The 24,628-nt window shown below is 65.9% G+C and carries 13 protein-coding genes; 8 read left to right on the forward strand and 5 right to left on the reverse strand.

All coding sequences use genetic code 11. The features are described from left to right. Positions 1 to 35: 35 nt before the first annotated feature. On the forward strand, positions 36 to 1,388 hold the full coding sequence (locus ACPDIX_RS14060) for an ABC transporter permease (RefSeq protein ID WP_423432435.1): 1,353 nt from the start codon (positions 36 to 38) through the stop codon (positions 1,386 to 1,388). Between the two features lie 33 nt (positions 1,389 to 1,421). On the opposite strand, the gene ACPDIX_RS14065 is transcribed toward ACPDIX_RS14060, so the two are convergent. The 3 genes from ACPDIX_RS14065 to ACPDIX_RS14075 form a co-directional block, all read right to left on the reverse strand. Further along, entirely contained in the window at positions 1,422 to 2,666 is a 1,245-nt protein-coding gene (locus ACPDIX_RS14065; protein WP_423432436.1) for a class I SAM-dependent rRNA methyltransferase, read from the reverse strand. Positions 2,667 to 2,867: 201 nt separating this feature from the next. Continuing rightward, positions 2,868 to 5,954, reverse strand: a complete 3,087-nt coding sequence (locus ACPDIX_RS14070; RefSeq protein WP_423432437.1) for a right-handed parallel beta-helix repeat-containing protein — start codon at positions 5,952 to 5,954, stop codon at positions 2,868 to 2,870. Next, the gene (locus tag ACPDIX_RS14075; RefSeq protein WP_423432438.1) at positions 5,951 to 12,022 is read right to left on the reverse strand and encodes a lamin tail domain-containing protein; all 6,072 of its coding nucleotides are present in this window, start codon (positions 12,020 to 12,022) and stop codon (positions 5,951 to 5,953) included. The genes ACPDIX_RS14070 and ACPDIX_RS14075 overlap by 4 nt, the downstream gene beginning before the upstream one ends. Before the next feature lie 357 nt (positions 12,023 to 12,379). Between ACPDIX_RS14075 and ACPDIX_RS14080 the strand changes: the two genes are divergently transcribed. From ACPDIX_RS14080 to ACPDIX_RS14095, 4 genes are all read left to right on the forward strand, one after another. Then, positions 12,380 to 13,654 (forward strand): ABC transporter permease, encoded by a 1,275-nt coding sequence (locus ACPDIX_RS14080; protein WP_423432439.1) that lies wholly within the window; start codon positions 12,380 to 12,382, stop codon positions 13,652 to 13,654. A gap of 109 nt (positions 13,655 to 13,763) precedes the next feature. Further along, a complete protein-coding gene (locus ACPDIX_RS14085) occupies positions 13,764 to 14,432 on the forward strand; it encodes an ABC transporter ATP-binding protein (protein ID WP_423432454.1) in 669 nt (222 codons plus the stop codon). Positions 14,433 to 14,468: 36 nt separating this feature from the next. Continuing rightward, on the forward strand, positions 14,469 to 15,065 hold the full coding sequence (locus ACPDIX_RS14090) for a methyltransferase domain-containing protein (RefSeq protein ID WP_423432440.1): 597 nt from the start codon (positions 14,469 to 14,471) through the stop codon (positions 15,063 to 15,065). 482 nt (positions 15,066 to 15,547) lie between these two features. After that, positions 15,548 to 16,435: a PEP-CTERM sorting domain-containing protein gene (locus tag ACPDIX_RS14095; RefSeq protein WP_423432441.1), complete on the forward strand. Its 888-nt coding sequence runs from the start codon at positions 15,548 to 15,550 to the stop codon at positions 16,433 to 16,435. A gap of 671 nt (positions 16,436 to 17,106) precedes the next feature. Here the strand turns inward: ACPDIX_RS14095 and trxB are convergent. Beyond that, positions 17,107 to 18,036: a thioredoxin-disulfide reductase gene (gene trxB, locus ACPDIX_RS14100; RefSeq protein WP_423432442.1), complete on the reverse strand. Its 930-nt coding sequence runs from the start codon at positions 18,034 to 18,036 to the stop codon at positions 17,107 to 17,109. A gap of 345 nt (positions 18,037 to 18,381) precedes the next feature. Here trxB and ACPDIX_RS14105 point away from each other — a divergent pair, with 345 nt between their 5' ends. From ACPDIX_RS14105 to ACPDIX_RS14115, 3 genes are all read left to right on the forward strand, one after another. After that, positions 18,382 to 19,740 (forward strand): sugar porter family MFS transporter, encoded by a 1,359-nt coding sequence (locus tag ACPDIX_RS14105; protein WP_423432443.1) that lies wholly within the window; start codon positions 18,382 to 18,384, stop codon positions 19,738 to 19,740. A 12-nt stretch (positions 19,741 to 19,752) separates the two neighbouring features. Next, positions 19,753 to 21,858, forward strand: a complete 2,106-nt coding sequence (locus tag ACPDIX_RS14110; RefSeq protein WP_423432444.1) for a glycoside hydrolase family 32 protein — start codon at positions 19,753 to 19,755, stop codon at positions 21,856 to 21,858. 294 nt (positions 21,859 to 22,152) lie between these two features. Continuing rightward, positions 22,153 to 22,920, forward strand: a complete 768-nt coding sequence (locus ACPDIX_RS14115; RefSeq protein WP_423432445.1) for an SIR2 family NAD-dependent protein deacylase — start codon at positions 22,153 to 22,155, stop codon at positions 22,918 to 22,920. A gap of 96 nt (positions 22,921 to 23,016) precedes the next feature. Here the strand turns inward: ACPDIX_RS14115 and ACPDIX_RS14120 are convergent, their stop codons facing one another. After that, a complete protein-coding gene (locus ACPDIX_RS14120; RefSeq protein ID WP_423432446.1) occupies positions 23,017 to 24,450 on the reverse strand; it encodes a Gfo/Idh/MocA family protein in 1,434 nt (477 codons plus the stop codon). Between the last annotated feature and the right edge of the window lie 178 nt (positions 24,451 to 24,628).

Here is a 24,628-nt window from a genome sequence, read left to right on the forward strand (position 1 = left end):
CCCGGGCACGGGCAGCGAGGCGGAGGCAGACGGCCATGACGATCTGGACGTCCTTTGTGGTGGGATTGAAAGAGGTCTGGGCCCACAAGATGCGGTCCCTGCTGACCATGCTGGGGATCATCCTGGGCGTGGCGAGCCTGGTGGGGATGGCGGCGATCATCAAGGGAATGGAAAACGGGATGAAGGAGACCCTGATTGCCATGGGCGGCGCGGACAAGATCGAGGTGGAGGAGGAGGACGTGCCGCCGCACCAGGAGCATCTGGCCGACCAGGCCCCGGGTCGGACGCTGATGGATGCGATCGCGCTGAAGGAAGCGGCGCCGTTGATCCGGTACGTGGCCCCGGCCATCCGGGTGGACAACGCGATCATCAGCCGCGGAGGCAGGACCGCCCGGGCCTGGGATTGTTACGGTGTCACGGAGGACGCGCTGGCGGTGAACCTGCACACGGTGGCCTACGGCCGGTTCTTCAGCGATCTGGACGAGGAACTGGCCAACCCGGTGTGCGTGATCGGCACGGCCATTCGGGATGAGCTGTTCGGCTCGCCCGAAGAGGTGGGGCGCGAGATCATTCCCATTGGCGAGGTGATCTTCATCAACGACCAGCCGTTCACCATCGTGGGGATGTTCGAGCATTACGAGAGCGAACAGGATCGGCGGCGGCGGCTGGCGGAGGCGAAGCGCGGGCAGGTGCAACCGGCCGGGCCACAGCGTGCCCGGGGGTTCGGCCGTCGCAACTGGGCCTTTGAACGGAAGAACCGGACCGTGTACATGCCGCTGAAGACCGCCTGGCTCCGGTTCCGGGCCAGCTCGGACCCGGGCGGCATTCCCGATCCGCGTCTCTCGGCGCTGGACGTCAAGGTGGCCGATCTCGAGGAACTCATCCCGGCCCTGCAACAGGCTCGGAACGTGCTGATGTTGACCCACCGGGGGATCGAGGATTTCGAGTTCGGCACGCAGGAGAGCCGCGTGGACGACATCAATCAGCAGATTCGCAACGCCCGGATGAGCGGCGGGTTGATCGCGGCCATCAGCCTGCTGGTGGGCGGCATCGGGATCATGAACATCATGCTGGCCAGCATCAACGAACGGATCCGCGAGATCGGCATCTGCAAGGCGGTGGGTGCCACCGGTTTTGCCATCTTTTTGCAAGTGCTGATCGAGAGTCTGGTCGTGGCGTTACTGGGGGCGGCCCTGGGGGTGGCGGTCTCGTTTGGATTCGTGCACGTGTTGTCGTGGATCACGCCGACTGCCAACGAGCCGGTCATCACGCCCATGGCGCTCATCGTGGCGGTGTCATTCAGTGCCGCGGTGGGGATTCTGGCCGGGTTGTTCCCAGCGTTCAAAGCCGCGCGGCTGCATCCGATTCAAGCCCTCCGGTACGAGTGAGGTGCCGTGCGGGGTCGGGGAGGGCCATGCAGCCTACCAGACGCGGCCCCACAAGACCTTCAGGTACCTGCCCTCCGGACAGTTCGAGAGCACGGGGTGATCCGGTCCCGCGCCGGTCCGGTCCACGATCTGCAGTCGGCGATTCTCCTTGTGAACCGCCCGGACGACGGTCTTTTCGAACGTCTCCTCGGTGACGAGGCCCGAACAGGAGCAGGTGACCAGCCAGCCGCCGGGCTTGACCAGGCTCACCGCCAGACGGTTCAGATCCTCGTACCGGCGCAAGCCCTCCTGCATTTCGCCGCGGTTTGAGACGAACTTCGGCGGGTCGAGCACCACCACGTCCCACCGGCGGCCGTTGCGCTGCATTTGCCGGGCGTAGCTGAATGCGTCGCAGTGAACCCATTGGACGCGGACGCGGTTGAGATTGGCGTTGCGGCGGGCGCGGGCAATGGCCTTTTCATCGAGATCCACCCCGGTGACTTCCGCCGGCTGTGCCAGGACGGCGGCGGCCAGGGCGAATCCTCCGGTGTAGCAGCAAAGGTCCAGGACGGTCTGGCCGGGCCGGACCAGGCGGGCCAGGCGGAGACGATTCTCCCGTTGATCGCAGAAGAATCCGGTTTTGTGTCCTTCGAGGAGGTCCACCTCGAACACGACGCCGTGTTCCCGGATTCGGACCGGCCGCAGGTTCGGATCGGGCGTTGGTCGGGGGATGTCCTCCACGCGGGCAGCCAGCTCGCTGACGCTGACGACTTCGCGCCGGGTGCCGAGCCGGGCATGCAGGTGGGGCAGCCACCGGGGCAGACGCTGCCACACGCCCAGACTGTGCACCTCCACGCTGAGGACGTCGGCGAACTTGTCCACCACCAGTCCGCTGAGACCGTCGCCGTCCGAGTGAACCACGCGAAATGCGTCCGAGATCTCCGGCAGGTGCAGACAGTCCAGTCGCAGTTCCACGGCACGGTCCAGGATGGTGAAGAAGTCCTCCTCGGTGAAAGGGGCTTCGCCGTGGCGGAGCATCCGGAGCGGGACACGCGCCCGCGGGTGATAGAGCCCGGTGCCGAACACGCGGCCGTGGCGGTCGTAGACCGTGACCAGGCTGCCGGGCACCGCATCGGGCGATGCCTCGGCGATCATGGCAGGGTAGAGCTGGGTGCTGTAGGTGAGGTATTTCAGGCGGACCCAGGGCGACCGGCGGGGTGCAATGTGCGAAGCGGAGGCGACGGGCACGGCACCTGCCGGGGCGGCCGTGTTACTGCTGTCGTCAGGTTGGCTTTTCATCGGTTGTTTACACATCCCTGCATGCGCTGGCTTTCCATGGTGCCCCGAAGAAGGGTTCCCGTCCATGCCGGGTGTGGGGCGGATGACGGCGAAGAGACGCACAGGCCGGGGCGGTCCACGACGGCCTGGCAGGAGGCACGGGAGCGGCCCGGGCGTACGCCGCTGCCGCGGTCGAATGCCGGCCCGTCGGCCGCGTGCCGGTTACCAGGCAGGTTGCACGCCGAGGCGGAACCACCGTCCCGGGGCTGGTTCGGTGGAGATGGGGACCCGGACCGGTCCCGTGTTGGTGGCGGTAAACAGGGCGTAAGGGGCCCACGAGGATGGCTCGGTCCCCGTGGCGAGCGGGCGGGTCTCGATGGTGTAGAGGCGATCGGCCACGGCAGGGACAATCAGAGATGGCCCCTGGCTGTCGTGCAGGATCGTGAGTTCCAACCGGCTGCGTGGGTCACGGGCGTCCGAGCCGGCCAGGAACTCGGCGCGGGCGGAGAGACCGTCGCCGTCGGCGTCGGACGAGCCGTCGGCCGGATCGTGCATGTCGAGTCCCCACAGCCATTCGTGGGGGTCGGGCACGCCGTCGGCGTCGCTGTCCACCAGGAACGAGCCCACGGCGGCGAGGGCTCCGAGTGGAGTGCCGTTGGTTCCGGCGGTGTTGACGGGCGATTCGGGGTCGGGCCGGAAATCGTTCAAGGCAGGGTTGCGGAAGCGGGGGTCCACGTTGATGTTGCCTTCGCCGGGCCACGGTGCGGGGCCGCCGGTGTTCGAATGGTGCAGGGTGAGTGTGGAAAGGGCGTCCAAGGTGACGTCTTCCTGGTTGTTCCAGAGGAGGTTGTTCCAAGCGATGGCGTGGCCACCGCCCTGACCGGCGACTTTTTCGTACAGGTTGAACCCGTGCCGGGCGCGGGTGACGGTGTTTTGCACCAGCACGGCCACGGATGAGTCCTTCACCGCCACGCCGCTCTCCACGTCGTAGATGACGCAGTTGCGGACGACGATGTTGGTGGAGGCTTCGCCGATGGAGACCCCCTTGTCGAACGGAAAGTCGTGGATCCAGCAATCTTCCACGGTGACACCGGCCGAGTCACTTCCCAGATCGATGCCGTCCACGTTGCTGGCAGCGCCGTGTCGCAGGGTGCAGCGCCGGACGACCGAGCCCGGTGCGGCACCATCGAAATCGATGCCGTCTCCGCGGATCGACTCGAACAATGAATCCTCGACCACGATCACGCCGTAGCGGAAGAGCGTTTCGTAATAGTTGGTGAAGCGACAGGCGTGAACGTGGATGGATGCGGCCCGCTCGCTCAGCAGGATGGGCGTGTTGCCGCTGCCGCCGGGGAAGTGCTGGAAGGTGACGAAGTCGAAACGTCCGTGTGCTCCGTTGCGGACGGCGGTCTGGCCGCCCTGGATGACGGCATGCCGAACGACCAATTCGGCGTTGGTGCCGGTGGCACTGAGATCCGACCAATCGTCCGGGGAAAGCCGCTCGATCCGGACCGGCGCTTCCGGTGTGCCGCGGATGAGGATGCGCCCTCCCGGCTGGGCGCGGATTCCTGCACCGGCCGCGATGCGGACCACGGTGCCGGGGTCCACGGTGAGTGTGACGCCGGCAGGCACGGTCACGCTGTTGGTGACGTGGACGAGGGCTGTGCCGGACCAGGTGGTGGATCCGGCCAGCGTGCCGCCGACCTCCTGTGCAGGCGGCAGCACGGTCCAGGTGCGGGAGATGGTCGGGGCTTGTTCGTCCTGCCACACGCCGGCCGAGTTGAGGCCGAGGACCTCCACCGCGTAAGTGCCGGGCGGAAGGTTGGAGAGGACGATGGGAACGGCGTCGTCGAACAGGGTGGGACCGTAGCGAAGGCTGTTGGTGAGGGGCACCACGTCGCTCCAGGGACCGTCGTTGAGGCGCCACTTGTAGGCCACAATACCGGGGCCGGCCACGCGCAGGACGGCCCAGGTCTGCGTGGTGGTGGATGGCGGTTCACCCGAGACGGTGGCCCCGGGCGGGACGAGGGCGCCGAGGTCCAGTCCGTTGGGTCCGGCGCCGCGGGCGGGTGAATCCGGCAGGAGTGCCAGGTTGCTGCGGATGTTGTCCCAGGTGAGGGGGCCGGCCAGGTTGACGAAGCGCGGATCGGCCACGGTGTTGCCCACACCCGGTCCCCCGGGAAAATCCAGCGTGGGCAGGAGGTTCGAGCGTACCAGCAATTCGGTGTAGGCGTTCGTGAAGTTGAGGAAAAGGCGGTTCTCGGTGACATCCCAGATGATGTTGCCCTCAAGTAGCGCGGCAGCGCCGGGTGTGACGCCGGGGCGGGGTTCGTAAAAGTTGACCACGGCGGCCGGGGCTGCCGCAGGAGCGTTGGTGCGGATGCGCACGAAGGTGTTGTTCTGGATCACGGCGCTGCCGCCGTCCTTGAGCAGGATGGCATGGTCACAATCGTAAAAGATGTTGCGGACGATCATGAGTTCGGAGGTGTTGCCGCCGTCGGCGCCGGTGCTGATGGCGTTGGCGGTGCTGGATCGGGCGGCGTCCTGGTGGACGTGGAGAAAGATGTTGCCCTCGATGTGTGCGTCGGTGCCGTCGAGGTCGAAACAGTCGTCCACCGCACCCAGGAACACATTGTCGAGCAGTTGCAGGATGGGCCCGGGGCGGTTGCCTCCGGTGATGTCGAGGATGTCGTTGTAGCCGGTGGTGGTTCCGAACACGTTTCCCTGGAGGATGATGTGCCCGTTGGCCGGCATGCCGCTGATGTGGACGAGTTCGTTGTTTTGAATGGAGGGCAGCCACGAATGGCGCAGCACCAGGGAACACTGGGTCAGGTCGAGGAGCTGGACGGTGGTGTTTGTCCAGATGACGTCCTCCAAGTAGAGACGGGTTTGGTTGCCGCGGACATTGCCCGAGCCGGTGGCGTACTCGATGTCCGCATGGACGATGCGGGACTCGAACGGGCTGGCGGTGAAATCGAGTCGGCTCCACCCGGTGGCGCCTGCGGCGGTGTTCCGGGTGAACCGGATTCTGCGATCCGGCGTGCCTTCGGCCCACAGGCGGCCCTGAATGGTGAGGCGTGTGCCCTGGTTGAACCGGACTTCCACGCCCGGTTCGATGGTCAGGGTCACGCCCGGGGCCACGGTCACGTCGTTCGTGACGATGTACGGGGCGTCCGGGAAGGTCCAGGTCGTGGAGTTGGTGATGATTCCGCCGACGGGCGTTTCGGCACGCAGGGAGGTGAGGCCCAGAAGCAGAGGGAGCAGAGCGACGAGATTCCGCGGCAACAGGGGGTGAGGAGTGGTTTTCATGGTTCGAGCCTGACCTGCAGGCGATAAAACCTCTGAACGGACCGGGGCCGGTCGTCCAGGATGACAACCGTGCCGGTCTGAAAGACCGTGGGCAACTGTTTCCAGACGTACCACGGTCCGGTGGGGGCGAGGTCGCTGCACAGGAGTGTGTAGCTGCGGCCGGCGACGGCCGGGAACTCGAGAACCCAGCCTCCGGGAGCGGGTAGGACCCGGGCGATCTGGAGGCGATCGGCCGCGTCAAGGGGATCGGTGCCGGCGACGTACTCGGCTCGGTTGGACTGGCCATCGCCATCGGGGTCGCCCTCCCCGCCCTGGTCACCTGCGGCCGAGGCGGGGTCCAAACCCCGGCGACGTTCCCACCAGTCGGGCAGTCCGTCTGCGTCGGCATCGGCCGTGGCCGGCGTCCCCGGCGTGGGGATGTCGGTGATCCAGTGCAGAGGTTCGTTGGCGAAGCCGCGGATGCGGGCCCGATGGAGGGAGAGTCCGGGCGGTCCGGTCAAGGGCGGCCACGGGGCGGCGCCGGTGTAATGAAGCTGCTCGACCAGCACGTAGGGCACGAAACCGGCGTCGGGCTGCGGGGGCAACTGCGGGGGATCGGGTTTGTAGAGGGCAAGGGTCCCGCCCGGCACACCGAGCCGACCCGACCACGGACCGAGTACGGGCACGGTTTCATCCATCTGGTAGGTGGCGCGGAACCATGCCTGCTCTTCGGGTTGGTTGACGGGATCGAAACCGACCAGGACAACCGCCTTGCCGCCACCCAGGACGAACTCGGGTGGGAACGTGAATGCGATGTCTCCTGTGAGTCGCCAGTGGTTGGTGGGCGCGTTCGGGTCGTAAAGCGGGACGGGCCGGTCGCTGATGTTGAAGAGCTCGATGAACTGGCCGGAGTCGGGCCGGTCCGGATCGAACCGTTCTGCCGGTGCGGGATGGATCTCGCTGAAGATGATCGGGCCGATCAACGGGCCCGGGTTGGGCGCGCCGGTGCCGGTGCGGAACGCCTCCAGGTTGGGTGGATCGTCCACGCCGAAGGATCGCGCGGCCATGGGCACGAATTCTTCGCTCCAACTGGTCAGGTACCGGCCGAAGGAGACCCCGTTGGCTGCGGCGCCGAAGCGGACGCGGATTCGGCGGCCGGTCCACTGGCCCGCTTGATCGACTTCGGACAACACGGCCTCCCCGCCGTGGGCCGAGTTGAGGCGGAAGGGTTGCAGGGCGTGGGGGTCCTCCGGATTGCCGAACTGATACTCATAAAAGACGGCGAACCCGCCGGCGGGCAGGATCGTGCCTGCGGGAATCCGGTATTTCCAAGGTTGCAGAGAATCGTCGCTGAGGAACCAGCCGCTGATGTCCACGGGCACGGCGGACGGGTTGTACAGCTCGATGGCGTCTTCCAAGGGCGGATCGGTGTGGGTGAGGACCTCGTTGATGACGATGGAGGGGAGCGGGATGTAATTGGGTGCGCCCGGGCTGGGCGTGGAGGGGAAGGCTGTGACGGTGTCGGCGCCGTCGGGAAGCCGGCCCTCGGACACTCCCCGGTTTTGCGGTCCGTAGGAGACACCGTCGAGTTGTTGACCGGTGGGGAGGTAGAGTCCGATCCAGCCGCCCCGGGCGTCGAGTCGGAATCGGACGTGATCGGCCGTGGCGGTGGCCCGGCCGTCGGCCTGCACGAGCCAGTAATCTTCCGGGCCGATGTAGGAGCGGGCGGGAAAGGGGGACTTGAACCGGTCGGCCGGATCATCGCTGAGGCTCAGGCCGCTGAGTTCGACGGGTTGACCGGACGGGTTGTAGAGTTCGATCCAGTCGTCTCCTTCCGCGGGGTCGGCCATCCACTCGTTGATGCGCAGGAGGGTTGGGGAGCCGAGCGCGGCAGGCACGTTGGGCGTGCCGGCGGTGGGCAGGCCGAGGGCCCAATCACCGGTGCCATCCGGGATGCGCGCGAGGCTGAATCCGGCGGCCTGTGCGCCGTAGAAGAGCGCATCCAGCGCGGCACCGCCGTTATCGGGCCGGTCGAACAGATAGACCGCCCCGCCTGCTGCGGCGAGCCCGAAACCGGTGTTGGTGGTGGACGGTGGCAGGTCGGGGTTGCACACCACCACCAAGCGCTCACCCGGGCGGAGGAACGTGCCGGCGGGAAAGACCCAGCGCTGTGGTTGCAGGAGGTCATCCGAAAGGGTCATGCCGGTGAGGTCCAAGGGTTCCGGACCGGGGTTGAAGACCTCGATCCAATCGGCGGAGGGTCCATCGGCTCCGGTTGCGGCGCGGGCCACGATTTCATTGAGGACCACGCCGCCGCGGCTGCAGTTGGTGAAGGTGCGCGTGGCGGTCAGGCGCAAGCCCCAGACGATGTCCGAACTGTTGGTGGCCTGTTGATGGACGGAGACGGCGAGGACGTTGGTGCCGTTCAAGAACCAGGCGCCGGGCAGGGTGAAGCTTTCCACGCCGGTGGCGTCGCCACCCGGAGGAGCGTCGGTGGCGAGCGTGTTGTGGGAGACGGGGCCGGCGGGCATCCGGATCCGGAGGACTTCCTGTCCGTTCAGGTAGACCACGGCGCCGTCGTCCACGTGCAGCTCGGCCAGGTAGGTGAAGTCTTCGGGCCGCGCAGGGGGTTCAAACGTGGTGCGGAAATAGTATGCATGCCCGGGTTGCAGGCCGGTGCCGCCGGGCGGCCTACGCGGATCATCCAGGGCGGTTTGGATGAGGCCGCTCAGCGAACTGTTGCTTTCGAAGGCCAGGAGCCCGGGCCCGGAAGGCCAGGCGGCGTGGTCATAGTCCGGTTCGAACCATGGTTGTCCGTCGAGGTTGATGGTCTGCTGGTAGCGCCACGTCTGGGTCCAATCCACCAACACGATGGACTGAACCTCGGTGGTGCAGGGGGGCGGGGGGGTTCCGTTGGAAGCGCCAGGCGTGGGAAGCGTCAGATTCCGGACCAGGTCGGCGCCGTCGGGCACGCGACCTTGAGCCACGTCGGTCTGCTGGGGGCCGTAAACGACGATGTCCAGCAGTTGCCGGTCGGGATCCAGAAGGGCGATGAGACCCTGATCGGAGGCGAGTTTGAACGACAAGTGATCGGCGCCCTGTTCCGGGTCTCCATCGGCGCGGAAGAGGCGGAAGCCTCCGGGTCCGATGAAGGAGAGATCGGCGATGCGATGGCGTTGCGGCTGGCCGATGGGGTTGTCTGTGAGATAGAGCCCGCCCAGAGCGACCGGCAGGGAGCCGGGATTGTAGAGTTCGACAAAGTCGGTGGAGAAGGTTTGCTCCGCCCGCGCCAGCCACTCGTTGATGCGCAGCGCGCGCGGGTCGCCGAGCGGCTGCGGTTGATTGTCCTGACCGGGTGTGGGGCGGGTCAGCTCGAAGGCGCCCGCCGGTCCGATCCGTCCGATGGAAAGATCCGGCAATTGAAGGCCGAACTGGACGGCGTCCAACAGCCTGCCTCCCCGCTGGACGGCGTCGAACAAGTACACACCCTCGCCGTCCTGGTTGAGGGCGAAACCCGTGTGCAGGCCGGAGGTGCCGTCGGGGTTGCCGGCCCAGAGGACCAGGTAGTCGTGGGGGGGAAGGACGGTGCCGGCAGGGAAGGTGAACTTGGCAGGTTGAGCCGGATTGTCCGAAAGTCGCATGCCCGAGAGATCCACGGGCCTGTCGGTCTCGTTGTAGAGCTCGATGAGGTCCGGCCAGGTCCCCTCGTGCGGAACGGCTGTCACGTTGCGGGCCAGCACCTCGTTGATGCGCACACCGGGCCAGTTGGTGTTCACGATCCATGGGCGGGAGAGGGTGGGGGCCGATTCAGGTTGCCAGAGTCCTTCCGCGTCTGCGCCCAGCACGGCCACTTGCTGGGTGGAGCCATGGACGAGGTTGGTGAGGAGGATGGGTTCGGTCACGGGCCGCGGATCGCTCCAGGGACCGCCGTTCAGGCGGTAACGGTAGGTGACGACCCGGTCGCCGCTCACGGTGAGGAGGGCGGTTGTCAGAGGAGTGGGCGAGCGCGGTTCGCCCCGGATACGGGCGCGGGGCGGGGTGGGATGGGTTTGCAGGTGGGGCGCGATCTCGGTGGCAAGGAAGTTCCGGCGCGCGGTCATCCACTGTTTGAGCGCGGTGCGTGCGGATTCGGGGACGAAATCCCGCAAGGTCTGGTCCACGGTCAGTGCGAATTCGGTCTCGCTGAACGTGGTACGCATGAGGCGGTCGAGGGTCTGATAAAAGAGCTCACGGGTTTCGGGCAGGGACCAGAGCTGCTGGAGTGCCGGCAGGTCGGCGTCACGTGTCCATTGCAGGAAATCGCCGGTGGTGCTGCCCGAATGCCCGCCCTGGCCGAGGATGCTGTCGAGGTCGTAGTACATGAGCCGGAACCGGCGGTCCACCGCACCGGCGTACATCACGTAGTCGTCGTTGTAGCCGTTGTAGAGGGAGGTCTCGCGATTGTCGAAGAGGGCCATGACCGCGAAGTAGGTCATCCATTGATCGAGATGGATGACGGAGCGGACGGTTTCCAGGCTGAACAGGTCGTTGGTCCCGAGCACGCGCAGCATTTGGAGGAGGTCGGACCAGTCGTTTTCGCTGGTGTTGGTCCACTTGAACCAGGTGTTGGTGTAGGAGCGGTAGTTGGTGCCGCGCCAGGCAAAGACGGATGGTGCGATGTCGCGCAGGGCCCGGTACACATTGCCGGCCGGGTCGTCCGGGAACCAGCGTTCGGCCCATTCACTATTGATGACTTCATTGGCGGCGTAACAGCCGCCGTAGGTTTGGGGTCCGTTGTTCCCGGGGTTGCGGTTGTTGATGCGGAGTTGGACGGGCCGCGAGAAGGCCCCGGCCAGGCCGGCCTTGAGGGCGAGCGTGGCCCCCAGGATTTGGAGGTGACTGTATTGGCCGTTGAGGTTGAGTGCCGTGACGCCGTGCCAGGGTTCGTCCGAGCGAAGGTTGACCCGGTAATTGTTCGGTTGGCGGTTTCGGCTGCCGTGACCCCGGTTCCGAACGCCCACCAGGTAACGAACCTCCCAGCCGGTGGTGTCATGGCTGATGAACGTGGCGTTCATCTGGGCGTCCGAGTACTGGGTGCCGTCGGTGGCGGAACCGATCGCGGCCAGTTGCGCGCGCTCGGCCTCTTTCATGATGAGCTTGTAGAGCGGGAACGACCCGGAGTATCTGACATCGTCCACCTGATACAGGGCGTTGGCCACCGGGCCGAGCGCGACGCCGTTGGTTTCCATCGCGGGTGCCGGCCAGAGGCGGGTTTGTCCCGTCTCGTCCAGCGCTTCCAGGTAAAACTCCACGATGGCGTCATGGGGTTGCGGCGGGACCATGGCACCGAACAACCCATCTGCTGCCAGGCCGTCCTGGTGGGTGCCGTCGTCCTGCATGGGAACGGTCTGGAATTCCGGTGCGCCGTCCACTCGCCAGTGGAGAACCAGACCGACCCGGCCCGGATTTTCGTCCACCACCCGGGCCGTGATCCACACCGGGTCGGTGGACCGCGGCACCACGGGGTAGTGCCGTACTTCGACGATCATCGGGGGTAGATTCGACGCAGCGACCGAGTTGGGTCGGCCCGGCGTACCGCCGGGAACCCGGCTGGGCAGCCAGTTTTGGCCATGGATGTTGGGTAATCCGGACTGGACCAGCTCCAGGGAAGAACCGCCGCCGTCGGCCGGTGTGGTCCAAATCCAGCCGCGTTGGCCGCGGTCCGGCGCACTGCGCATCCGGACGGCCCAGTCGCCTTCGTCGGCGTAGGTGACGCGATTGACCACCTGTCCGGCGGCATCCACCAGCTCCAGGGTGTCCCGGCTGTTGCTCAGGCGACCCGACCAGTTCCCCACCACGTTGGTGACATCCGGGTGCAGTTCGCGGAACCGGTCCACATCCGCCGCGACCACCAGATAGTCCCCGGCAGCCAGGGGCACGTCCGGGAAGGTGAACTCCACGCCGCGTGTCAATCGCCAGCCCGCCAGCGAGACTGCGTTCGATCCGCCGTTGTACAGTTCGATGAATTCCTCGCGCAGGTCCTCGGAGACGGGGTGGTAGTGGATTTCGTTGAACCACACGCCGGCACGGGCCGATCCGAGTGGGCACATGGCCAGCATCAGGAGTGAGAAAAGTGCGAGGACACTCCTGCAAAGGTTATCCGCGCCCCTGCAGGCGGGGACCGCTCCCTGGCCGGGCAAATGCGCCACAGTTTTAACGTAACCATAAGCGAGGGGCGGTTGCAATCGTAGCCTCGCGGCGTGAAGGCACCTCGGTGCAGGGTGGGTCCTCGGGGGGTGCGTCCGTTTGCTTTTCTGCGCCGGAGTTTCCGACCCGGGCTGTGCCGGTGGCGTGCCCGGATGGCGTGTTGGAGGGGAGATGAAGAGAGCGGTCACGGACACGCCGCTGGGCCTGTCTGGCCGGTGCGTTCATTGACAGCCCGGGTGAGGGTGCCTAGCCTGCGGCGGATGTCGCGACTGCCGTTTGAACTGTTGCTCGCGCTGCGTTATCTGCGGCCCAAACGGTCGTTCGTCTCGGTCATCACGTTGATCTCCGTCCTGGGGGTGACGCTTGGCGTGGCGGTGTTGATCATCGTCATCAGCGTGATGAGCGGGTTCGACCGGGACCTGCGCGACCGCGTGTTCGGTTTCAATGCCCACGCGCGCGTACTGTTGCGCGACGGTGTGATGACGGATTGGCGGACCTGGCTCGCGCGGGTGGAGACCAATTCCGCGGTGGCCGGGGCGACGCCGTTCGTGTTGGGCCAGGTCCTGGTGGAGACCCAGCCGCCGGACGGTCAACCCCGGGTGTATGCGCCGGTGGTGCGCGGTTGTCTGCCGGAGCGGGAGGCACAGGTCACCGCCCTGCCGCGCAACATGGTGGAAGGCCGGTTCGAGCTGGGCCCGCGCGATCTGTTGGTGGGTACCGTGTTCGCCGAGAACATGGGCCTTCGGGTGGGCGACCGGGTCACGGTCTATTCCTGGCAGGAGCTCCGCCGGCTCAAGGAAAGCCATGAAAGGCAGCAGCCGGAAGCGATCCTGCCGGAGGATTTCACCGTGCGCGGGATCTTCGATGCCGGTTACTACGAGTTCAATGCCAACGTGGTGATCACCCGTCTGGAGGATGCCCAGGAGCTGTTCGATCTGGGCGGCGAAGATGCGGTGCACGGGCTGCTGCTGGCCCTGCGCGATCCGTTGCAACCCCAGGCCGCCGCCCGGGCCCTGCGACGCGAGCTGGGACCGGCGGTGTTGGTGACCACATGGATGGAAGACAGCCCTTTGATGCTGGCGGTTCTGGTGGAGAAGAACGTCATGCTTTACATCCTGTTTTTCATCGTGGTGGTGGCCGCGTTCGGCATCACCTGTACGTTGATCACCTTCGTGGTCATGAAGACGCGCGAAATCGGACTTTTGAAGGCCCTGGGGGCCACCAATCGGCAGGTCTTGTGGGTCTTTTTGGGACAGAGCCTCATCGTCAGTCTCGGCGGCGTGATGGGCGGCATGACGCTCGGTCTCACGGCCATCGCGTATCGAAACGAGTTCCTGGCCTTCCTGCGCAGGCTCACCGGGTTCGAACTTTTCCCCGCCTCCATCTACGGTTTCGATCAACTGCCCGCCCTGGTACTGCCGCAGGACGTGGCGATCATCTGCGGAGGGTCGCTCCTGATCTGTCTGTTGGCCGCGGCGTTTCCCGCCCACCACGCCAGCCGGCTCAACCCCGTGGAGGCGCTGCGGCATGAATAAGCCCGATCCCGCTTCCCAGGTTTTCACGGCGGCGTCTGCCTCCCCACGGGCGGGGCAGCCTGCGTGGTCACCCATTCTCGAGGCACGCGGCCTGGTCAAGCGTTACCGCATGGGCAAGCGGAGCCTGGAAGTCCTGCGGGGCGTGGATCTGACCGTTCCGCGGGGTGCCTTTGTGGCGGTCCGTGGCGCGTCCGGCGCGGGCAAGAGTACGCTCCTGCATCTTTTGGGCGGACTGGACGTGCCTGACGAGGGTGAGATTCGCTTCGAGGGCCGCCCGCTGTCCGGGCTGGGGGAAGCGGCGCTGTCGCAGTTCCGGAACCGGCATGTGGGTTTCGTGTTTCAGGCGTACCACCTGCTCCCCGAACTGGATGCCCTGGAGAATGTCTGTCTGCCGGCACGGATGGCACGGGTGGACGCGGCCACGGCGGTCCGGCGCGCCCGCGACCTGCTGGCACGTGTGGGATTGGCCGATCGTATGGACCACAAACCGACCGAGCTGTCCGGTGGGGAACAACAACGCGTGGCCATCGCCCGGGCCCTGATCAACGAACCGGACCTGGTTCTGGCCGACGAACCCACCGGGAACCTCGATTCTCACACGGGCGAGGAAATCCTGCAGTTGCTGCTGGAGATCCGGGCCGAGCGCGGGGTGACCCTGATCATGGCCACGCACGACGACCGCGTGGCTGCGCATGCACCCGTGGTGGTGGAACTGGCCGACGGCCGAATCCGGGACCGTTCCGGTGCCGTCCCCGGCCCGGCCCATCCGTTGTCTTGATGCTCGATGGCCTTGCTTACCGCCTGACCAGATCGCATGAGCCCGCGAAACCGTGAGTATTGGGAGCAGCGTTACCAAACGGGAGACACCCGCTGGGACAAGGGCGAGCCGGCGCCCGGCTTGGTGGATTTTCTGGCCGCACACCCGGACCTCCCGCGTGGCACCGTTCTGGTGCCCGGATGCGGGACCGGCCATGACCTGTTGCCCTGGGCGCGCGCCGGTTTCTCGGTCACCGGCCTGGACTTTGCGCCCTCGGCGGTGACCCGTGCCCGGGAACGTCTGGCCGCGGCGGGTCTGCCCGGGGAGGTGTTCTGCGCGGATTTCCTGCGTGCCGAACCGCCGGAGCGTTTCGACTGGCTTTTTGAGCATACGCTCTACTGCGCCATCCTGCCCGGCGACCGCGACGCTTACCTGGCGGCCGTCCTCCGATGGCTCCGCCCGGGCGGACATTTTTTGGCGATTCATTACCTCATCCCCGACCAGGGCCCTGAACCACCGTTCGGGACCACACCCGAGGAGGTCGAACAGCGCTTTTCGCCCCATTTCGAGCTGCTCGAAGAATGGGTACCCCGTTCGTACCCGAATCGGGTCGGCTTGGAACGCATGTATTGGTGGCGCCGGCGACCCGCTTGAAGGCAGCGAGACCACCTGGTGTCCACCAACCCTGACGCGGAAGGGATCCGTTCCGGTGAACCTGGCCGGGCCCGGCGCCGCTCCATTGCCCGGCTGAAGTTCGCCATGGGACTGCGGCCGGCCACGGAGGCCCGAGGGACAACGGGATCCCGACGTGCGTTTCAACTCGTTGGCGTCCAACGCCATGTGTGCGTCGCGGAAATTGGCGGTGTCGGATTGCTTGCGTCAAGGGCGTGAGCTCCGCCTCGAGGCCGAAGGAGGCAGTACGGCTGCTTGGATGGGCTGGGTCGGTTGGCTGCAGGCCTCATGGAGCCTGCAGACAAACGGCTTCGAGGCGCGTGTCGGATCGATGATTAAAAAAGTTGTTGACAAAATTGTGGAGGTTTGATTACAAGCGGCCCTGTCAGTATACCAAACCTAGAACAACCTCCGGTCATCCAAAAACCATGCGTACTGTCAGCGCGCTCTGTGGGGTGGTGACCATGGCAGCGGTCACCACATGGGCTCAAGGCAACATTGCTTGGATCAGCTTTCACCCCGGGGATAATCAGCCGTCTGCTGCCGCCGCTGCCCGGGGGTTTACGCAGGCGCCTGATGTTGGCTACACCAGCCTCCTCACCACCCACGGGTACAGCGTGACTCGCTTTTTAACCCAGGACAGCCCACCCCAAAGCCTCATTGACCAGCTCAATACGTTCGATCTGATCATCATCAGCCGTTCGGTCAACAGCGGCCACTACCAGCAGTCCAATGAAACGCTGGCTTGGAACTCGCTGATCACGAAGCCCGTGATGATCCTGGGGGGCTACGTTTTGCGGGAGAACCGACTTGGTTTCACCACCGGAACCACGATTCCCGACACCACAAACGACATCCGCCTTCGCATTGAACAGCCTGCTCACCCCATCTTTAACGGCGTGAGCTTGGATGCGCAGAACGTAATGGTCAACCCCTATGCGACGATCATCACCGCAGTCATTGATGGGACCAACAATGTCCAACGGGGGATTTCTGTGAACACAGATCCTTTGGACGGCGGGGGTACCATTCTGGCAACCATCGCACCGGATGACGCGGGGCCAGTGGGTGGTACACGGATGATCATAGCTGAATGGCCGGCGGGGGCGACGCTCACCCCCTCGGACGGAGGTGTGCGGAGCGAGGTGTTGGGCGGCCGACGCTTGGTCTTCCTGACGGGCAGCCGGGAGAGTGGAACCGCCGGAACTTCAGAAGTTGCCGGGATTTTTGATCTGATCGGTGATGGTCCCCAACTGTTTTTGAATGCAGTGGCCTACATGATTCCGGAGCCGAATTCCGCGGCGCTGTTGCTGTTGGGCGGGTTGCCCTTTATGTTCCTGCGGCGGCGTTGATTTGAGTCGGGTTGCCTTCGCGTGCCGGCGAGGGGTTTCCCTCGCCGGTCTTTTTTGTGCCCCGGGTCTTTGCGCTAGGCAGACATTTGCGGCATTGCCGGTGTTTCGCATGAGTGGGTGCGGAGGTTCTCGGGGCAGCGGCTGAAAGAGGGCGGGGACTGGTGTCGCCTGCCACGGGATCGGCCGGTGGGGTGTCAGCGGCTGGACTGTCTTCGCTGGTGGCCGCACGCGTCGAAGCCACTGGCCGATCGCCGTCCAATGGACCAGCGGGTTGCCACCCCGTGCATGGGCTGCAGAGCGGGGCGGCGCGCAATCGGCTCCGGGCCTGCCGGCGGTGCGGACGCGGGGATCCCGTGCGGATGCAACTTGTCGGGTGAGGATCACCGTTGAAAGCCGGGGGTTGCTTTTGCGGGGGGCGTCCCTTGCCCGGAAGGTCCATTGCGCGCGCGGAGGTTCCGTGGGTTTCAACCAGGCGAAGCGATGGCCCACGGGCGACGCCGTCCGAACGCCAACGGGTGACAGGCTCTGCCCGGGCCCGTGGCGGTCCCGGCTTCACCCGGGGCACGGAGGGGGCGTGTTGGGGAGCACCGCGCCCGGTTTGCAGGCGGGAGGAGCGCCTTCGAGCCGCACGCCTCCTTGAGCGGTTCGTACCCGGCCGTGCCGCGTCCGCCTCAATGGGCTTGGGCGGCCAGGAAGCGTTCGGCCTCGATGGCGGCGGCGCAGCCCATGCCCGCGGCGGTGATGGCCTGGCGGTAGTACGGGTCTGCGCAGTCCCCTGCCACGAACACACCGGGCACGCTGGTGACCGGACCGCGCTTGGTGAGGATGTAACCGGCCTCGTCCATTTCGAGCTGACCTTTGAAGAGGGCCGTGTTGGGGATGTGGCCGATGGCGATGAAAACGCCCGCGCATTCGAGGAGCTGTTCGGCTCCGGTTTTGACGTTTTTGAGCCGGACGCCGGTGACCCGGTTCTGTTGCACGTCGAGGATCTCGGTGACGACGGTGTCCCAAATGGGTTTGATCTTTTCGTGGGCCAGGACACGGTCGGCCATGATCTTGGAGGCCCGCAACCGGTCGCGACGATGCACGAGGTACACCACGGAACCGAACCGGGTGAGATAGAGCGCTTCTTCGCAGGCCGAATCGCCTCCGCCCACGACCACCAGGGGTTTGTTGCGGAAGATCGGGAGGGCACCGTCGCAGGTGGCGCAGTAAGTGACGCCCCTGTTCTCCAGTTTGGCCTCGCTTTCCAGGCCGAGTTTGCGGTGGCTGGCACCGGTGGCGATGATGAGGGCGCGGGCTTGGATGGGCTCACCGTCCGCGACCAGTTCGAACGGGTGGGTGCGGAGATTGGCGGATTCGAGAGTGGCCATCCGTGTGCGGGCACCGAACCGTTCGGCCTGCTTTTGCATGCGGGTCATGAGTTCGTACCCGTCAATGCCATCCGGGAAGCCCGGGAAGTTCTCGACGATGGTGGTGGTGGTGAGCAGGCCGCCGGGCATGGTACCCGTGAGTACCAAGGGCTGCAGGTTGGCCCGTGCGGTGTAGAGTGCGGCGGTCCAGCCCGCGCATCCGGATCCCACGACAACGACGTTTTCCATGGCGCGGTCCAAGCTAGCGGCCGTGTCCGGGCGGCGACAAGCCTGTGTGTGGGTCGGCGCCCGGATGCACGATGCGGCAGCGTGGACGGCACGTCACGGGCAACCAGCGGGATGGACGACCAGGGGCCGGGAAGGCCGGCTCGGGCGGCCGACACGCTCAAGGGTTGGCGGGCCGACAGGGAGGCCGGGCTTGACACGGGGGAAGGGCTTTGGTGTGGGTAAAGGCGGTTTGCTTCGGACGCTGGAAGGGGCCGCCGCTGGCGGGGAGGCGTCCGTAGAGAAGGGTCCGGCATGTCGGAAGACAGACCCACCCGTGTTTCGGCGGACGCAATCTTGTCCCGGGGGATGCGTGTGTTTTTCTGGTCACTGACCGCAGCGTTGGCGGGTTTCCTTTTCGGATTCGACACCGTCGTGATCTCCGGTGCCGAGCAGACGATTCAGCGTCTTTGGGGCCTGAGCGCGGGTTTGCATGGTCTGGCGATGGGTTCGGCCCTGTACGGCACCGTTCTGGGAGCGCTGATCGGCGGGTGGCCGGCCGACCGGTTGGGCCGGCGGCCGACGTTGTTCGCCGTGGGGATTCTGTACTTTGTGTCGGCGGTGTGGTCGGCCCTGGCCACCGGCGTTTATTCGTTCAGTCTGGCACGTTTCATCGGCGGGCTGGGGGTGGGGATTGCCACCGTGGCGGCCCCGATGTACATCGCGGAGATTTCCCCTCCGGCGCGGCGGGGTCGGTTGGCGGGGATGTTCCAGTTCAACATCGTGTTCGGAATTCTGGCGGCGTTTCTTTCGAACGCCCTGATCGGCTGGTGGGGAGGAGAAAGTGCGTGGCGGTGGATGCTGGGGGTGGAGGCGGTTCCGGCCCTTTTGTACACGATGCTTTGTCTGGGGATTCCGGAAAGTCCGCGCTGGTTGCTGGTCCGACGGGGCGATCGCCAGCGGGCGCTGGCGGTGCTGCGCTGGGTCGAGCCGGAGGGCGGAGCGGAACAATGGAAAGCGCGCGTCGAGGAAATCCTGGCCGCCTCGGTTGCGCCGGGGCAAAAGGAAAGGTTCTGGTCGCGTCGGTTGGCCCGGCCCATTTTGCTGGCGTTCTTGATCGCCATGTTCAATCAGCTCTCCGGCATCAACGCCGTGCTGTACTTTGCGCCGCGGATCTTCGAATGGACCGGGCTGGCACGGCAGGCGGCGCTGCTCCAATCGGTTGGTATCGGGCTGACGAACCTGATCTTCACGCTGGTGGGACTCTGGTTGATTGATCGCGCGGGCCGCCGGACCCTGCTCTATCTCGGGTCGGTGGGATACATCCTATCTCTGGGGATGGTGGCGCTGGGTTTCCTGACCGGGCGTTATGAGTGGGTGCCGCCGTTCATTTTCCTGTTCATTGCCGCGCATGCCGTTGGCCAGGGGGCGGTGATCTGGGTGTTCATTGCCGAGATTTTTCCCAATCGCCAGCGCGCGGAGGGCCAGGCGCTGGGCAGCTTCACCCACTGGTTTTTTGCCGCGCTTTTGACCAGCGTGTTCCCGAGGATGGCCGAGTCGCTTCCCCCGGCGGGGATTTTCGGGTTTTTCTGTCTGATGATGATCCTGCAGCTCTTGTGGGTGAAATGGATGGTGCCGGAGACGAAGGGTGTGCCCTTGGAGGAGATTCAAAAACGGCTGGGGATGGTGCAGGAAACACCGTCTCCCGGTGGCTTGGGGGACGCCTGAAGGGTATCGACCATGACCGACCTGGCTTGGGAAGAGCGGGCAGCGCGGGGGGCCATCATCCCCCCGATGTCGTTCCTCGGCCTGTTGCTCGCCCTGGGCTCGGTGTGCGGGGGATGCGCGGGACAGGCGCAAGGGACGCCCACCGGCGCCTCTGCCACGGAGTACTGGCGGCCCGGTTACCACTTCACACCGGAGCGGAATTGGATGAACGATCCCAACGGACTGGTCTGGCTCGAGGACGAGTTTCATCTGTTTTACCAGCACAATCCGTTCGGCGACCGGTGGGGGCACATGAGCTGGGGGCATGCGGTGAGTCCGGACCTGGTGCACTGGACCCATCTACCCGTGGCGCTGCCTGAACAACCGCGTTACATGATCTTCTCCGGCAGCGCGGTGGTGGACCGGCACCATACCAGCGGGTTCGGTCGCGACGGTGTCACGCCCTTGGTGGCCATCTTCACGGCCCATTTCACCGACCGTCCGCGTCAGGCGCAGTACATCGCCTGGAGCCCGGATCGGGGACGCACCTGGCACCTGTACGAGGGCAACCCGGTTTTGGACATCGGGGAGGCGGATTTTCGCGATCCCAAGGTCTTCTGGCACGCACCGAGTGGACGCTGGATCATGGTGGTGGCATGGCCGCACCGTCGGCAGGTCCGGTTCTACGCTTCGCCGAACCTTCGGGACTGGACGCACCTGAGCGATTTCGGCCCGGCCGGCTGTGTGGAAGGGGTTTGGGAATGCCCGGATCTGTTCGAGCTGCCGGTGGAAGGGTGGTCGGGGCAATCGAGATGGGTGTTGGTGGTGAGCGTCAGCGGTGGTGCGCCCAACGGCGGCTCGGGTTGCCAGTACTTTGTGGGCCACTTCGATGGGATGCGCTTCGTGCTGGACGAGTCCCATCCGAAGCCCGAAGCGGAGATCGTTCCGGCAGGCCGGCTGCTGGCGGATTTCGAGGGTGACGATTACGCGGGATGGACGGTCTCCGGCACGGCGTTCGGAACGAGGCCGGCCCGGGGGACCTTGGAACGGCAACAGCCGGTCACGGGCCATCGGGGAAGCGGCCTGGTCAATTCGTACCTCGGCGGCGACGAACCACAGGGAAGCCTCCGATCGCCGCCGTTCGTCATCACGCATGATTATCTGAATTTTCTCATCGGGGGCGGGGCACATCCGGGGCGGACCTGCGTGAATCTGTGGGTGGACGGTGCCGTGGTGCGGACGGCCACCGGCAAGAATCGCGAACAGTTGGAGTGGCGATCGTGGGATGTACGGGCCTGGCGGGGTCGAACCGGTGCGTTGGAGATCGTGGACCGGCATTCGGGTGGATGGGGCCATGTCAACGTGGACCATGTCATGCTGGCCGATGCCCCGGCGCGATCTGCGACCCAGCCGGCCCTCTGGGTGGATTCCGGGCGCGACTGTTACGCGGCGGTGACCTGGTCCGATCTGCCGCCCGAGGACGGCCGGCGGATTCTGCTAGGGTGGATGGTGAACCTCGAATACGCGGGTGACGTGCCAACTGCCCCCTGGCGGGGAACCATGACGGTGCCGCGGGAGTTGACCCTGGTGCAAACGTCCGATGGACCGCGCCTGGCCCAGCGACCCGTCCGCGAGCTGGCACGGCTGCGGCAGACCCGGCTGTCGTTTGCCGATGTCGATCCGACCCGTGCGAATGTTCGGATTGCCCGGTCCGGTCTCCGTGGACCACGGATGGAGATCGTCGCAGAGTTCGAGTTTCGCGATGACGCGCCGTTTGGCATGGAACTTTTTGTGGCGCCGGGTGTGGCCACCCGCATCGAGTGCGACCCGCGGGAAGGCCGGCTCCGGCTGGATCGGAGCCGATCAGGTTCGCCGAGGTTTCACCCCGGCTTCGAGCGGCCGCTCGAAGCGCCTTGGGATGCCGGCACCGGCCGGCTCGACCTGCACGTGTTGTGCGATGCGTCCTCGGTGGAGGTGTTTGCCGCGGGCGGGACGGTGACCCTGACCGGGCTGGTCTTTCCTCCGGCGGGCGCCAGGGAGTGGCGAGTGTGGGGTCGGGACGGATCGGTGAGGGTCCGGCGGCTCGAAGCCTGGGAACTTCGGGACGCCCGTCACGGGCCGGGGTCGGCCGCGGATTGAGCGTGGGCGGGCGCGGGAATGGATCAGCTCCGACTTTGCCGGCGTGCAACGATCCTGCCGCCCGGCGCGGCGGACTTCTGCTTCGCCGGGTGGGAGTCCCGTGGGAACGGGCTGGCCGGGTGGGGTGTGGCCTCCGCACGGGGCGGCCGGAGGGACCACTTTCCGGCGGTTCGCAACGGCGCGGCGGGGGGCGAAAGGGCGGCTCTTGCGGGAGGGAGCCACCTGCGGGCAGAAGATACTCCGGGCCGACGTTCGAAGTTGTGCACACGGCCGGGCCGCGCTATCGGCTGGGGCATGGACACGGAACAGGAGGCGCTGGTGCGCATTTTGCGGGAGGCGAACCGGGTGCTGATCTTCACCGGTGCGGGAATTTCCACCGCCAGCGGCATCCCGGATTTTCGAGGTCCGGGCGGCGTTTGGACAAGGCGCCGTCCGGTGACCTGGCAGGAATTCCTTTCCTCGCACGAGGGACGCGTGGCGCATTGGGAGTACAAGTTGGAAGGGTGGACGGCTTTCCGGGATGCACAACCCAACGCCGCTCATCGGGCGGTGGTGGATTTGGAACGGGCGGGCAAGGTGCTGCTGGTGGTGACACAGAACATTGACGGGCTGCATCAGTTGGCCGGCACATCTCCGGATCGGCTGGTGGAACTGCATGGAACGAACCGCTGGATCGAATGCATCGGGTGCGGGAAACGGTTCGAGCCGGATCCGGTTTTCGAGGAATTCCGGCAGACCCGCCAGCCGCCGCGTTGTCCCTGCGGCGGGTGGCTGAAGCCGGCGACCATCAGCTTCGGTCAGCCGTTGCGTCCGGGGGACTTGGAACGGGCCTTTGAAGGGGCCCGGGAATGCGACGCCGTGGTTGCGCTCGGTTCTTCTCTCACGGTTTATCCAGCCGCCGAGGTTCCCCTGACGGCCGCGCGGCGCGGCGTGCCCTATGGGATCGTGAACCGCGGGCCGACCGAGCACGATGGATTGCCCGAGGTGAGCGTGCGGGTGGAAGGGGACGTTTCGGTGGTCTTCCCGGAAATGGTAAGGGCGGCGCTGAACTCCGCGGCATGAGGAGTGGCGCGCCGCCCGACCGGGCGATTCCGTGTTGGCAGTGGCGCTGCCGTCCCGCGGAAACCGACCGCGGGCGACAGCCGCGCGCGGGCCGGGTTAGATTTCCCAACCCTTCCGGTAGGTGCGCTTGATGTACTGGTCGGCTTCCGGCGCGTTTTTGGCGCGCATGTTGGGGCCGTCCCATTCCAGCCGCCTGCCCACCTGAAGGGCCACGCAACCCAGCAGGATGATCTCGGTCAGATAGGCTGCGATGTCGAAGTCGGAATAGCACTTTCCGTTGCCCTTGCAGGCGGCGATCCATTCGAGGTGCTGGCGCCGGTCGGCATCTCCGTCGAACGGATTGCGTTCGATGGTTTGCGGGATGGCCTTGACGGCCTCGTGCCGCTGGCCGTCCACCATTTCCTTGTCGCCCTTGAGCTTGACGAAGAAGCGGGCGCCGTAGTCATCGGGGGAGAAGAGGACTCCCTTGTCACCGATCAGGACGCATCCACTACCGGGCACGGTGCCCATCATGGCCTCGACGTCCGCGGTGACCTCACGCGGCGGCTTGTTGCTGCCGTCGTGCCGGTACGGGTTGTCCTTGAGCGGGTTGCCGCCGTCGTACCACCAGAACGTCACCGGGGCCATCCCCTCCCGTGCCGGGAACTGGAACCGGATGCGGGATTTGAGCGGATAGCTTTCCTTGTTCATTCCGGAAGACCAGGCCTCGACCTCGGTTGGGTAACCCAGCTTCAACGCCCGGAACGGCATGTTGGCCGTGTGGCAGGCCATGTCACCCAGTGCGCCGGTGCCGAAGTCGAGCCAGCCGCGCCAGTTGAAGGGATGGTACACATCCTTCTTGTAGGGACGCCACGGGGCCCGGCCCAGCCACAGGTCCCAGTCCAATGTAGGTGGAACAGGATCCTCACCCGACGGCCGGCCCATCCCCTGCGGCCAGATCGGCCGGTTGCTCCAGACGTGGACCTCCCGGACCTGGCCGATCAGACCGGCTTGGATGCATTCGACGGCCCGGCGCAGTCCGTCCTCGGCGCTGCCCTGGTTGCCCATCTGGGTGACCACGCGGTACTGGCGCGCCAGTTTCCGGAGCAGGCGCGCCTCGTACACCGTCTGCGTCAGTGGCTTCTGGCAGTAGACGTGCTTGCCCATGCGAATGGCGGTGGCGGCCACAATGCCATGCATGTGGTCGGGCGTGGAAATGATCACCGCATCGAGCGATTTCTCCTGCTCGAGCATTTTCCGCCAGTCGCGGTAGAAGCGGGCCTTGGGATACTTCTTGATCTGGCTGGCGGCGTGCGCCTCGTCCACGTCGCACAGGGCCACGATGTTCTCGCTGGCGCAATGATCGGTGTCGCTGGCGCCCTTGCCGGCGGCGCCCACGACGCCGATGTTGAGCTTCTCGTTGGGCGAGATGCGGCGTGGCCGGGGGCGTACACAGCCGCTGAAAGCCAGTCCGCCGGCGGCCACCGAACTGAGGAAGATGAAGGTCCTGCGTGTGATCGGTCGGGTAGAAGTTGGTTGAGTGTTTTCCATGTGGGCGTTTTAGACGGACTGCAAAGGACCCACAAGGAGTTTTTTGTGCGGAACGTCCGGTGCAGCGCGGTTCAAAAAAGTGAGCTTTTTGACACGTTGGGGTTGGCGTTTTTCGTGTCGGGGAGCCGGGCGGTGCCGGAGCATGGCCGGTGCTGGTCGTCCTCCCGGGTGGGCTTGG

The sequence above is a fragment of the Limisphaera sp. 4302-co genome (genome assembly GCF_049537155.1).
Classification (GTDB): domain Bacteria; phylum Verrucomicrobiota; class Verrucomicrobiia; order Limisphaerales; family Limisphaeraceae; genus Limisphaera.